11 protein-coding genes are annotated in these 12,781 nt (G+C 36.9%); 6 read left to right on the forward strand and 5 right to left on the reverse strand.

Going from position 1 to position 12,781, the window contains the following annotated elements:
• Positions 1 to 16 precede the first annotated feature (16 nt).
• Positions 17 to 700 (reverse strand): response regulator transcription factor, encoded by a 684-nt coding sequence (locus CPT03_RS09290; RefSeq protein ID WP_099438596.1) that lies wholly within the window; start codon positions 698 to 700, stop codon positions 17 to 19.
• A gap of 198 nt (positions 701 to 898) precedes the next feature.
• Here CPT03_RS09290 and CPT03_RS09295 point away from each other — a divergent pair, with 198 nt between their 5' ends.
• The gene (locus CPT03_RS09295) at positions 899 to 2,146 is read left to right on the forward strand and encodes a serine hydrolase (protein WP_245870013.1); all 1,248 of its coding nucleotides are present in this window, start codon (positions 899 to 901) and stop codon (positions 2,144 to 2,146) included.
• Here the strand turns inward: CPT03_RS09295 and CPT03_RS09300 are convergent, their stop codons facing one another.
• Positions 2,147 to 3,028, reverse strand: coding sequence for a polyphosphate kinase 2 family protein (locus CPT03_RS09300; protein WP_099438597.1), 882 nt, complete (start codon positions 3,026 to 3,028; stop codon positions 2,147 to 2,149).
• Between the two features lie 352 nt (positions 3,029 to 3,380).
• On the opposite strand from CPT03_RS09300, the gene CPT03_RS09305 reads away from it, so the two are divergent.
• Positions 3,381 to 5,843, forward strand: a complete 2,463-nt coding sequence (locus CPT03_RS09305; protein WP_099438598.1) for a penicillin-binding protein 1A — start codon at positions 3,381 to 3,383, stop codon at positions 5,841 to 5,843.
• Between the two features lie 93 nt (positions 5,844 to 5,936).
• Positions 5,937 to 9,002, forward strand: coding sequence for a basic secretory protein-like protein (locus CPT03_RS09310; RefSeq protein ID WP_245870014.1), 3,066 nt, complete (start codon positions 5,937 to 5,939; stop codon positions 9,000 to 9,002).
• Between the two features lie 60 nt (positions 9,003 to 9,062).
• On the opposite strand, the gene CPT03_RS09315 is transcribed toward CPT03_RS09310, so the two are convergent.
• Positions 9,063 to 9,413 (reverse strand): GIY-YIG nuclease family protein, encoded by a 351-nt coding sequence (locus CPT03_RS09315; RefSeq protein WP_048905007.1) that lies wholly within the window; start codon positions 9,411 to 9,413, stop codon positions 9,063 to 9,065.
• A 135-nt stretch (positions 9,414 to 9,548) separates the two neighbouring features.
• Between CPT03_RS09315 and CPT03_RS09320 the strand changes: the two genes are divergently transcribed.
• From CPT03_RS09320 to bioD, 3 genes are read left to right on the forward strand one after another with little or no spacing between them, the layout of a single operon-like run.
• Positions 9,549 to 10,325, forward strand: a complete 777-nt coding sequence (locus tag CPT03_RS09320) for an XRE family transcriptional regulator (RefSeq protein ID WP_099438600.1) — start codon at positions 9,549 to 9,551, stop codon at positions 10,323 to 10,325.
• A gap of 21 nt (positions 10,326 to 10,346) precedes the next feature.
• Positions 10,347 to 11,483 (forward strand): aminotransferase class I/II-fold pyridoxal phosphate-dependent enzyme, encoded by a 1,137-nt coding sequence (locus tag CPT03_RS09325; RefSeq protein WP_099438601.1) that lies wholly within the window; start codon positions 10,347 to 10,349, stop codon positions 11,481 to 11,483.
• Entirely contained in the window at positions 11,476 to 12,087 is a 612-nt protein-coding gene (bioD, locus tag CPT03_RS09330; RefSeq protein WP_099438602.1) for a dethiobiotin synthase, read from the forward strand. The genes CPT03_RS09325 and bioD overlap by 8 nt, the downstream gene beginning before the upstream one ends.
• Before the next feature lie 61 nt (positions 12,088 to 12,148).
• Here the strand turns inward: bioD and rplT are convergent, their stop codons facing one another.
• Entirely contained in the window at positions 12,149 to 12,493 is a 345-nt protein-coding gene (rplT, locus tag CPT03_RS09335; RefSeq protein WP_099438603.1) for a 50S ribosomal protein L20, read from the reverse strand.
• A gap of 74 nt (positions 12,494 to 12,567) precedes the next feature.
• On the reverse strand, positions 12,568 to 12,768 hold the full coding sequence (gene rpmI / locus CPT03_RS09340; protein ID WP_048905002.1) for a 50S ribosomal protein L35: 201 nt from the start codon (positions 12,766 to 12,768) through the stop codon (positions 12,568 to 12,570).
• Positions 12,769 to 12,781: the final 13 nt, after the last annotated feature.

Below are 12,781 nucleotides of genomic sequence, written 5' to 3' on the forward strand. Positions count from 1 at the left end.
AAGCTTAAATGCTTTTCTATATTAAATCAAATGCCCTTGCATACTGACAGATTTCGTAATACGAGTTTGTATCTAATTTTTGTTTGATGTTTTTTCTGTGGGTTTCTACAGTACTTGGGGAAATAAAAAGCTGCTCTGCAGTTTCTGCAGAGGTTTTCCCTAATGCCATTAAGCTAAGTATTTCGCGCTCTCTGGAGCTTAATTTTGTAAAATTATGATAGTTATTACGCAGAAAGTTATTCTCATCGAGTAACCGCGAGGCCTTAACAGTCATATGATGCATCGAGTCAATTGGCAAAGCTATCGTTATTACCAGTAATGGTTTATTTTCGTCGTCTCTTAAGTAGACCTTTACGCTCGACATATGCCAGTGCCAGTCACTAGAATCAGAAAAACGAACCTGCTGAAAAAAAGTACATAAATCTTCATCGTTATTTTGTGCTATCAATCCAAGTATCTTAGGCACATAATCCTGAGCATCATCGCCATTAAAATACCTAACATAATATTCTTCTGCAGTTATACTGGTAATGTGTTCAAGAGAAACTCCCAGTTGCTGCAATCCTCGTTTAGACATCCAGGCGACCGACCAGTCTCTGAGGTCGTGCACAATAACAACCCCCGGCAGTTCATCTGATATTACTGAAATTTTAGCTATAGCATCATTAATTTTATTTTGGAGAAGAGCGTTTTGATTCATATTTCGAAAGCGATAATAGGGATTGTAATTATAAGTTAAATATAAGCCATATTAATATAATAAAGGTAATAAAATACCCAAAAACAGGTATTGTTTTTATTGTTTTTTTAAGATCATTTTGCATAAAATTTAACTCTGGATAAAAACCGTTCTCAATCCTCTTTTATCCTTATATTTATCATTACAATTCTTATTAAGATGATGAAGTTTGCCTCTATTTTTCTAGTAATGATTAGCCTGAATACAATGGCCCAGAAAACAGACACTATGCTATTAGCACAATTGATGCATAAAAACCCTGAACTTTTTACCGGAGTATTAAACCATCCTCAAAAAAATCAAATCCAGATCCTTTATACTCAGATTAACAGAAACACAAAGAATAAGCCCATTTTCAAAACGTATAGCTATAACTTAGATGACCATAGATACTTTTACCCTGCAAGTACGGTTAAACTGGCAGCGGTAATTTTTGCACTTGAAAAGATAAATGAGCTTAAAATAACTGGGTTAACAGCTAAAAGTGCGATGATTACTGATAGCTCTTATGTTAAGCAAACAAAGGTACTAACAGATAGTACAGCTAAAAATAGACTACCTTCTATTGAACATTATATTAAAAAGATATTGCTTACCAGCGACAACGATGCATTTAACCGTTTGTTTGAATTTATTGGTCGCGCTGAAATCAATAGCAAACTAAAAAAATACGGTTTCTTCAATAGCCGTATATTAAACCGCCTGGCTATTGGTGATGCAGGTGAGACTGCAAAACATACTAATCCTATTAAATTTTACAATCAGGATAAATTAATATACAGCCAGACCGAACAATATGATCCGAAAGAGTATCCTTTATCATTAACAAATACCCTTATGGGTGTTGGTTACCTGGACAGCACAGATAAACTGGTGAATAAGCCTTTTAATTTGGAGAATAAAAATGCCTTTAGCATTTCCGATCAACAGGCTATGATGCGAAAGTTGATATATCCCGAAGCTTTCCCTGCAAAAGAAAGATTTAATTTAACAGCAGACAATTATAAGCTGATCTATACTTATATGAGTAAATTACCCACTGAAAGTGATTATCCTGCCTATAAGGCTAACGAATTTTGGCCAACTTATTCAAAAATGCTCTATTACGGCCGCGACAAAAACGCTCAAATTGATCCTAACATCCGCATATTTAATAAATATGGCGACTCTTATGGTTTCATTATTGATAACTCATATTTCGTCGATTTTAAGAACAATATCGAATTCTTTCTTACAGCCGTAGTTCAATCTAATGATGATGGTATTTTTAACGACAACAATTACGAATACGACTCCGTTTGCTATCCATTTATGAAAAACCTTGGCCAAACCATCTATAAATACGAACTGGAACAGAAACATAAAACGCCACCCGATCTTAAAAAATTCAGGATGAAGTATAATTAGTTATGCTTCGTTAAGCAGCTGCGTTTTTATTTCGTCCAGTTTCTCCATTTCATCTTTTTCCAGAACCGGGAACTTAAGATTAAGCTTTTTAAATGTTTCTGATAATATATGGCTAATTGCTAATCTGGCGTACCACTTTTGATCTGCCGGAATAATATACCACGGAGCATCTTGTGTTGAAGTAGCAGTTATTGCTTCCTCATAAGCAGTCATGTATTGCTTCCATAATTTGCGCTCTTCAATATCACCTGAAGAAAATTTCCAATTTTTAGCGGGATCATTTATTCTATCCAGAAACCGTTGTTTTTGCTCTTCTTTAGAAACATACAGGAAAATTTTTATGATTGCAGTTCCATTTTCATTTAAGTGTTTTTCAAAATTCCTGATGCTTTCATAACGCTTTTTCCAGAAGGAAGCATTCATATTTTTCACATCCTGATATCCTGGAATATTCTCGTTAAGTACATATTCAGGATGCACCTTACAAACCAATACATTTTCATAATGTGACCGGTTATGAATCCCTACCCTTCCCTTTTCCGGCAAAGCCTTATAATGGCGCCATAAAAAATCGTGATCATATTCCTCTGAGTTTGGAGCCTTAAAACTATAAACCTGGCATCCCTGAGGATTTAAGCCAGACATCACATGCTGTATGGCACTATCTTTTCCGGCAGCATCCATCGCCTGAAAAATAATTAACACAGAGCGGGTATTTTCTGCATACAATGTCTCCTGGGCAGCACTCAGTTTCAATTTAATTTCCTCCAGTCTCTCCTTCCCCTCTTCTTTCTGAAGGTTCCCCTTATAACGGGTATCAAAGTTTTTAAGAGAAATTTTTACTCCCGGTGTAGCAAAATACTGTTCTATTTCGTCTTTCATAATGCCGCATGTTTTTGTTAAATATAAAATAATTTGACCTTTAATTATACCTGGTAATCTGAATTGTCATGATTAATTTGGATTTCCAATTTATTATCTTTGTTTATGTTTTTTGACGTATAAAGCCTAAATTCATAGTAACGATACATTTCCAGTACTGTTTTTATGTTCTTATTTTCCTGATTAACAATTGTTTTATAAATCTTTTAACACACTTAATTATACTTTAAATAGAATAAAGCAACTTCAAGTATCAAATCAACCAGTTTATTAATTAATTGTGTTTATTTGCACTGCAAGTTTTAACACTATTTAACATTAACAGTTTTACGTTTTTTTTCATCTTTATCACATGTTTAAAGAAATTCGCAATAAGTATATTCGTTATTCGAGCATAGTTCTTTTTTGTATCATTATCTTCTTTTGTGCACTGCAGCTTAACTTTTTATGGTTATTTGGTTATTCTCCTTCTAATAAAGATATAAAAGCCCCTACTCTTCGCGTAGGTTCTGAACTATACACGGCCGACGGCAAGTTAATTGGCCGCTATTATAAAGAAAACCGGACCCCGGTAAACTTTAACGAAATAGCACCTAGTGTAATAAACGCTCTTGTAGCTACTGAAGACGTACGCTTTTACAGCCATATGGGTATCGATTTCCGTTCCTTATTGTCAAGCGGAATTTCCACCGCAACAGGTGATAAAAGAGGTGCCAGCACAATTACTCAGCAATTAGCAAAAAATCTTTATCGCACACGATACAATAAATCACAAGGACTTTTAAGTCATATCCCGCTATTGCGAACAATTATACCAAAACTTAAAGAATGGCTTACTGCTGTAAAACTGGAGTCTAATTACTCCAAAAACGACATTATTACAATGTACCTGAACACGGTTTCTTTTGGTAATAATGCTTATGGAATTAAAACAGCTGCACGTGTATACTTTGATAAGCAAGCAAATGAACTTGATATACCCGAATCAGCTTTGCTAATTGGTATGTTAAAAGGCACTAGTTTATATAACCCTATAAAAAACCCTGAAAGAGCATTAGAGAGACGTAATGTTGCGCTTGCTCAGATGAATAAATACAACTATATCAATACTGCGCAATTAGACAGTTTTAAAAACAAACCAATAAAGCTTAAAGAGGGCCGTGTTGATGAAGGTAGCGATGGTGATTCTTACCTGAGAACTGCAGTTGATAAATACCTTGAAAAATGGTGTGAAGAAAATGGATATGACCTTTACGAAGACGGTTTAAAAATTTATACCACAATAGACTCCAAACTTCAAAAATATGCCGAAGAAGCGGTTTCAGAGCAAATGAAAACCATTCAGAAAAGATTTTATAATGTTTGGGGAAATGAAGATCCATGGGAAGATTCAGAAAAGAAAAAGGTTGATTATCCAGAACGCGCAAAGAAAAACCTACCTATATATGCGCTTCTTCAAAAGAAATTCAGCAATTCACCCGATTCTATAGAAGCCTATTTCAATAAGAAAAAGAAGATGAAGATCTTTACATGGAAGGGCGACAGGGATACTCTCTTTTCAACCATGGACTCTATTAGGTATTATGGTAAGATAATGAATACCGGAATGATGACCATGGATCCATTTAATGGAAAGATTAAAGTTTGGGTGGGTGGTATTGACCACAAGTTTTTTAAGTACGACCACGTAAACCAAGCCAAGAGACAGGCTGGCTCAACCTTTAAGCCATTCGCTTATTTAGCTGCTTTAGAATCAGGAATGAGTCCTTGCGATAAATTCACCGACAAACCTGTTCGCATCTCCTACCAGGAAAATGGGAAAACAGAATATTGGGAACCTAGAAATGCAGACTGGAGCAATAGCTATCGCGAAATGTCTCTGCGTTGGGCAATGGCTAAATCAGTAAATACAATTACCGCTCAGGTTACTGAAAAAGTAGGTGCAGAAAATGTGGTAAAATGGGCTCATGAATGCGGTATTGATAGCCATCTTGCTTCTGTACCTTCTGTGAGTCTTGGCCCGAATGACGTAACTGTATATGAAATGGTTAAAGCATACAGCACCTTTTTAAACGGAGGAATCAGAACTGAGCCTATCCTTGTAGAAAAGGTTACTGATCAGGACGACAATATCATTGAGGAATTTAAACCAAAAACAAAAAGAACACTTACCGAAGAAATAGCATGGCTAATGCTGTACATGCTTAGAGGTGGTATGGAAGAACCGGGAGGAACTTCGCAAGCACTTTGGGAATGGGATCTTTGGAAAAACAACAATCAGATTGGCGGTAAAACCGGAACTTCATCTGACTATGTTGATGCATGGTACATGGGGGTTACAAAAGACCTTGTTACCGGGGTTTGGGTTGGTTGTGATGAACGTACCGCACACTTCAAGAATGGAGAAACTGGTGAGGGATCTAGAACCGCCCTGCCTATCTTTGCAAAATTCATGGAAAAGGTATACAAAGACCCAAGTACTGGATATACAATGGGCCCCTTCCCTAAATCAAAAGTCAAAATTACAAGAGATATAGACTGCCCTACGCCAAGATATTCGGTTGACACGACCAGCACAGATAGTATGGCTGTGGATTCAACTAACTTCGATGTACCTCCTGTTGAAGAAACACAGCCTGTTCAACCAGAAATTGTGGTTCCTAAACCTGAGGAAAATAAAACGCCGGAGCCGGCTAAACCTCAGCCAGCTGCTGAAGCCCCTCTAACAAAAAAAGAAGAACGTCAGTTAAAGAGAAAACAACGTCAGGAAGAAAAGGAAAGGGAAAAAGAAAGAAAGAAAAACGAACAACAGTAGCCCCATATATTTAATAAATTATAACAAAATAGCCATACAATGATCATGAACTCTACATTTTTGAGAAGATTAATTCCACTGCTAGTCTTAATAATGATATCTGCTGTTTCAGTTCAGGCCCAATACTTTGGTCAGAATAAGGTCCGGTATAAAAATGAGAAGTTTAAGGTGCTTCAAACTCCTCATTTCGAGCTCTATTATTATCTTAAAAATGAAAAGATGATTCAGAAATTTGCTCAGGATGCAGAGACCTGGTATAAAATGCATCAGGAGATTTTTAGAGATACATTCCTTAATAAAAACCCTATTATTCTTTATAACAACCATCCAGACTTCCAACAAACTACAGCCTTACAAGGTGAAATTGGTGTAGGTACGGGGGGTGTTACCGAGGCACTTAAAAATAGGGTAATTATGCCGGTAATGGAGCTGAATAACCAAACCAGACACGTTCTCGGTCACGAGCTGGTCCATGCCTTTCAGTATCATATCCTGCTCGAAAAAGATTCTGTTGGCTTGGAAAACATTAGCCAGATTCCCCTGTGGATGATTGAGGGTATGGCCGAATATCTTTCTGTAGGCAAAACTGATGCTTTTACTTCAATGTGGATGAGAGATGCATTATTGAACAGAGATATACCTTCTTTAAAGGATCTTACCAATTCTAATAAATACTTCCCTTATCGCTACGGACAAGCGTTCTGGACTTTCGTAGGCTCAGTTTATGGTGATACTACTATTGTACCTTTATTTAAAGCTACCGCAAGATTTGGATACGAGAATGGCTTAAAATATACTTTTGGATACGATGACAATACGTTATCTGGACTATGGAAAAATGCGATTGAGACTCATTACCGCCCAATGCTTAAATCTGATAGTTCCCAAATTAAGATAAGCGGAACAAAAATTATTGACAACAAGAATGCAGGAAATATGAATGTAGCCCCTGCAATCAGTCCTGATGGAAAATACCTGTGCTTCCTTTCAGAAAAGGATTTATTTGGCATTGATCTCTTTTTAGCCGATGCCAAGACAGGAAAAATAATGAGAAAGCTAAGTAGCCAGGTAGCTAATTCACACATTGACGACTTTAACTTCCTGGAATCTGCTGGTGCATGGTCCCCAGACAGTAAACAGTTTGCTTTTAGCATCTTCAGCAAAGGCCGAAACCAGTTGATGGTCATTAATGTGGACAACGGAAGCGTTGCTTTAAGGGCAAACATGTCAAACGTTGAACAATTTGGAAACCTTACCTGGTCACCAAGTGGCGACGAAATTGCTTTCTCCGGAATGGTTGAAGGACAGAGTGATATTTTCACATACAATATCAAAACAAAAGCTGTTACCGCAATTACCAATGATTCTTATTCGGATTATGCTCCTAGCTATTCTCCCGATGGAAAGAAACTTGTTTTTTCATCAGACAGGGCTTCTATGATAAAAAACAGCAGCAATGCGGTTCATCCTATTAACCTTACCATATATGATATTGAAAGTAAATCATTAACTGACATTCCTGTTTTCCCGGGAGCTAACAATTTAAACGCACAGTTTTCTGGCGATAGCAAAAGGTTATTCTTCTTATCAAACAGAGATGGTTTCAGAAATCTATATGAATACAACCTTGCTGAAAACACCGCAAAACAACTTACTGACTACTTTACAGGTATTAGTGGGGTTACAGAGTTTTCGCCAGCCATTTCAGTTTCAAGAAACGACGATATTGTTTACAGCTACTACCGTTATCAAAGGTATACTTTATACAATTCCCCGGTTAGCAATTTCAAATCAAAACCGGTTGACGTTAATGAGGTTAACTTCGATGCGGCGATCCTGCCTCCAATGGAAAACACAGGTGTCGACATCGTAAACTCTAATCTTGGGAACTTCGAAAAATTCGAAAAAACAGTGGCTGATTCTATGAGGCTGATCCCTTACAAACCAAAGTTCAAGCTTGACTATCTTGCTAACAGTGGCGTGGGTGTTTCAACCAGCAGGTTTGGCACAGGTGTTCAAGGCGGTATTGTGGGTATGTTCAGTGATATTTTAGGCAAAAACCAAATCGTAGCTAACTTATCTGTAAATGGCGAAATCTATGATTTTGGTGGTCTGGTAGGATATATTAACCAGCAAAGCCGAATTAACTGGGGTTTCGCATTATCTCACATCCCATACATTACAGGATTTAGAGACATTGCAGCCGAACAAATTGATCAGAATGATGGTAGCAAACTAAATGTTATAAATGATAGAACCAATCTGATAAGGACATTTGAAGATCAGATGCAATTATTTGGAGCCTATCCGTTTAATAAAGTCCATAGATTCGAACTAGGTGGTGCATTTTCACGTTACAGCTACCGCATTGATAGAATAAGTAACTACTATGATGAAACAGGATCCTATTATCTTGGTTCTGAAAAGAAAAAAATACCAACGGCCCAGGCTTCTCAGGAATTAGGAATACCATTTAATGCTTTTACCATTTTCCAGGCTAATGCATCTTTTGTTGGTGACAATTCCATTATGGGGGTTACCTCTCCTCTTGATGGTTTTAGATATAGAGTTGGGGCTGAACAATATTTTGGCGACTATAGTTTCTCTGCCATAACAGTCGATTTAAGGAAGTATGTGCGTGTTAAACCATTCACATTTGCGGCCAGAACTTACAACTACATTAGAATCGGAAGAGATGGAGAAAATCTATATCCGTTATATGCAGGATATCCATATTTAATAAGAGGTTACGAAGCAAATTCAATGTATAAGAGCAATAACTTAGGAGGCAACTTCGATATTAATCAGCTTTCTGGAAGTAAGATTGCAGTAATGAACTTCGAAATTCGCTTGCCATTTACCGGCCCTAAAAAGCTGGCGCAGATACCTTCTAAATTCTTATTTACCGATCTAAACGTATTCTTTGATGCCGGCCTGGCTTGGGATGAGGATTCAAAAGTATCTTTCAAAAGCCAGCCTAATGGCGTTTTATTGCCAAATGGAAAACCTGCTGAAAGAGTACCAGCCTTAAGTGCGGGTGTATCTGTTAGGGTAAACGTATTTGGTTACTTTGTACTTGAACCTTACTATGCTTTTCCATTCCAACGTAAAGATGTTAAAGCAGGCGTATTTGGGTTAACATTTGCTCCTGGTTGGTAAAAGTTACCTGATAGTATTACAAAAGGCCACATTGAGAATCTTCAATGTGGCCTTTTAATTTCAGGAATACATATTAAATGGCAGGTTCACCTGATTGATCAGCTTCTTGCTGGAAATGATATGTTCAAAATCTAATCCTATAGTTAAATCAACCCAATCAGGATTACATGACCTAACTACCCGCTCCTTCTGCATTCTGGTAAATCTACTCATTATCTTAAATCTGCTTAAAGCCTGTGCCTCTGTTTTAAATTCTTCAAAGTACACCAATCTGGTAAGTTGTTGACTGCTATCAAAAAACAAGCAAGGCATTTGCTTGTAGAAATCCAAAGTTTTAATTAAATCAGAACTCATTCCAACGTGTAAACTAGTACGGTTTCTGTCTGTTACAATGTATACGAACTTTTTCATGGCCTTAAGCTTAAATTATTATTAACTAAATTAATTAGTACTCTCTTTGGATATTCAAATAAATAATACTAACTTTATTGGCACAATAATACTAACTATTTTAGTAAAAACAAATAAATTTTAAATTTTTATTTTATGTCAAATATTTCATCCAACCTTAAGTACCTAAGAAAGAAAAAGGGCCATACACAGCAGCAATTCGCTGATGCAATGGAAATTAAAAGATCATTAATTGGCGCTTACGAAGAGGACAGAGCTGAACCAAAATATGACTTACTAAAAAAAATAGCAGAATATTTTGAACTGACCATCGATGAATTCATCAATGAAAATATTAATGACAGCTGGAAACCTAAACCGAAAAGTCAGGGATCAAATCTTAGGATATTAAGCATATCTGTCGACAAGGACGACAATGAGAATATTGAAATGGTCCCTGTAAAAGCAAGTGCAGGATATTTAAATGGCTTTGCAGATCCTCAATACATTAAAGACCTTCCAAAGTTTCAATTGCCATTACCTTTTTTAAAACAAGGAACGTTCAGAGCATTTGAAATTGTTGGCGACTCTATGCTGCCAATCCAGTCTGGAAGTGTAATACTAGGAGAATATCTCGATAACTGGAACGATGTAAAAACAGGCGAAACATATGTTATTATTAGCAAAAATGAAGGCGTAGTATATAAAAGGGCCGGCAATCGCTTCAAGGAAAATAAAGAACTAAAGTTAATTTCAGATAATAAAGTGTACGATCCTTACACTATAGCCGCAGAAGACATTCTCGAAATCTGGAAAGCAAAGGCTTATATCTCATCTACCCTGCCCGACCCTACACCTGAACCTACTATTGAAACATTAACAAATATGATGTCTCAGATGCAGAAATCTATATCGCAGTTAAACAAAAACTAATAAGCTACAGAACAGCATTAAATGAACAAAGCTGAGCAATTCATAAACAGCAGGTTACTCAACAGAACGGAAAAAGGTTCACTAAGGAAATTATCTGTAAAGACTTTCCCTATTGATTTTTGCTCTAATGATTACCTGGGCTTTGCAAGGTCACCTCAACTAAAAGATGCCATCAATGAGACCTTACTGGGTGTACACCGGTACGCGAATGGCTCTGCAGGCTCACGCTTACTTAGCGGCAACCATCTATTTACTGAAGAGACTGAAGCATTAATTGCCGACTTCCATCATGCAGAAAGTGGCCTTATCTTTAACTCAGGCTATGATGCAAATGTAGGCCTTATTTCAAGTTTAGCCCAGAGAGGTGACACCATTATCTCTGATGAATTGATCCATGCAAGTCTTATAGATGGCGCCCGATTAACTCATGCCAATCGCTATTCCTTTAAACATAATAACCTTACTGATCTTGAAGCCAAACTAAAAGTGGCTAAAGGAACCGTTTACGTAGCAATAGAAAGTGTTTATTCTATGGATGGTGACCTTGCACCCTTACATGAAATAAATAACCTTTGTGAAATGTATGAAGCGAATCTGATTATTGATGAAGCTCATGCATTGGGTGTTTTTGGAAATTACGGACAAGGATTAGTACAGCAAGCAGGCCTGGAACATAAAGTATTTGCGCGCATTGTAACCTTTGGCAAAGCATTAGGCTGCCATGGGGCAATTGTATTAGGAAGTACAGCATTGCGCAACTATCTGATAAATTTTGCACGTTCTTTCATCTACTCTACAGCAGCTCCTATTCATGCTATTGCAGCAATCAGAAGTGCTTATCAAATGCTCACCAAAATAGATTATCCCTCTTTAATAGCAGAGAAAATCAGCTTGTATTCAAGCTTATTAAACAGTTCAGGTATTCAAGGCGTTCAGCCAAGCCCAAGTACAATACAAACTATTATATATAACAGCAACCAAAAAGCTAAATTTGCTGCCCATACATTACAAAGCAAAGGTATAGATGTTCGCGCTATATTAAGCCCAACAGTTGCTGAAGGCAAAGAGCGGTTAAGGATATGTCTGCATCTGTTTAATACCGATGAAGAAATTGAAATGCTGGTAAACCAACTCACATTATTAAAAAAACATGAATAATACATATTTCGTTACCGGAATAGGAACCGGTATTGGCAAAACAATTGTAAGCTCAATATTAACAGAAAAACTCCAGGCCGATTACTGGAAACCCATCCAATCAGGTGATCTGGAAATAAGCGACAGTTTATTTGTTGGAAACATGATCAGCAATACCAAAACAATTATACATCCTGAAAGATACAGGCTAGGTCAGCCACTTTCTCCGCATTTATCTGCTAAGATTGATGGGGTTCATATTACCACAGATTCTATAAAAAAACCAATAACGGATAATAACCTGATTATTGAAGGAGCTGGCGGCTTAATGGTGCCTTTGAATGATAAGGAACTGATACTTGACCTGATCAAATCTCTTGAAGCAAAGGTCATTGTTGTTTCTCAGAATTACCTTGGGAGCATTAACCATACCTTACTTACTCTTGAAGTACTTAAAGCAAACAAAGTCTCTGTAGAAGGGCTCATATTCAATGGCCATGCAAACCCCGAAACAGAAGATTATATTCAGAAATATAGCGGTGCAAGGATAATTGGCAAAGTTCCTTTTATGAGTAGAATAGACAAGGAACATATTGTTAGCGCAGGTCAGCATATTGATTTATAAAATAAACCGCATAAAAAAAGGGAGCTAAATAGCTCCCTTTTTTTATAACCTGAAGTTATATCTATTTTACTGCATCAATTACAGCTTTAAAAGCTTCTGGATGGTTCATAGCTAAGTCAGCTAAAACTTTACGGTTTAAACCGATGTTTTTAGCAGCTAATTTACCAATTAACTGAGAGTAAGATATACCGTGTTGACGAGCTCCAGCGTTGATACGTTGAATCCACAATCCACGAAATTCTCTTTTCTTAACTTTACGGTCACGGTATGCATATTGCAAACCTTTTTCTACCGTATTTTTAGCAATGGTGAAAACCTTGCTTCTTGATCCCCAATAGCCTTTGGCTAAATTTAGGACTTTTTTCCTTCTTCTTCTCGAAGCTACTGCGTTTACCGAACGTGGCATGTTTTTGTTGTTTTTGATAAACGGTGTTGCGTATTACAGCAAACTTACTACCGGTTACCTGGTTAAAAATTTAATTATTTACCGATTGCAAGCATACGTTTAACGTTGCCCATATCAGCATCAGACACCATTGATGTTTGACCTAAGTTACGCTTACGTTTTGTAGACATCTTTGTTAAGATGTGACTTTTGTATGCGTTCTTTCTTGCGATTTTACCTGTTCCAGTAAGCGAAAAACGCTTTTTAGCACTGGAATTGGTTTTCATTTTTGGCATAACCTGTTTTTAT

This window comes from Pedobacter ginsengisoli, assembly GCF_002736205.1.
Taxonomy (GTDB): Bacteria; Bacteroidota; Bacteroidia; order Sphingobacteriales; family Sphingobacteriaceae; genus Pedobacter; species Pedobacter ginsengisoli_A.

Bases quoted from the DNA above. Each gene is read 5' to 3' on its own strand.
- CPT03_RS09290 (WP_099438596.1), bottom strand. From the start codon at position 700: ATGAATCAAAACGCTCTTCTCCAAAATAAAATTAATGATGCTATAGCT.
- CPT03_RS09295 (WP_245870013.1), top strand. From the start codon at position 899: ATGATGAAGTTTGCCTCTATTTTTCTAGTAATGATTAGCCTGAATACA.
- CPT03_RS09300 (WP_099438597.1), bottom strand. From the start codon at position 3,028: ATGAAAGACGAAATAGAACAGTATTTTGCTACACCGGGAGTAAAAATT.
- CPT03_RS09305 (WP_099438598.1), top strand. From the start codon at position 3,381: ATGTTTAAAGAAATTCGCAATAAGTATATTCGTTATTCGAGCATAGTT.
- CPT03_RS09310 (WP_245870014.1), top strand. From the start codon at position 5,937: ATGATATCTGCTGTTTCAGTTCAGGCCCAATACTTTGGTCAGAATAAG.
- CPT03_RS09315 (WP_048905007.1), bottom strand. From the start codon at position 9,413: ATGAAAAAGTTCGTATACATTGTAACAGACAGAAACCGTACTAGTTTA.
- CPT03_RS09320 (WP_099438600.1), top strand. From the start codon at position 9,549: ATGTCAAATATTTCATCCAACCTTAAGTACCTAAGAAAGAAAAAGGGC.
- CPT03_RS09325 (WP_099438601.1), top strand. From the start codon at position 10,347: ATGAACAAAGCTGAGCAATTCATAAACAGCAGGTTACTCAACAGAACG.
- bioD (WP_099438602.1), top strand. From the start codon at position 11,476: ATGAATAATACATATTTCGTTACCGGAATAGGAACCGGTATTGGCAAA.
- rplT (WP_099438603.1), bottom strand. From the start codon at position 12,493: ATGCCACGTTCGGTAAACGCAGTAGCTTCGAGAAGAAGAAGGAAAAAA.
- rpmI (WP_048905002.1), bottom strand. From the start codon at position 12,768: ATGCCAAAAATGAAAACCAATTCCAGTGCTAAAAAGCGTTTTTCGCTT.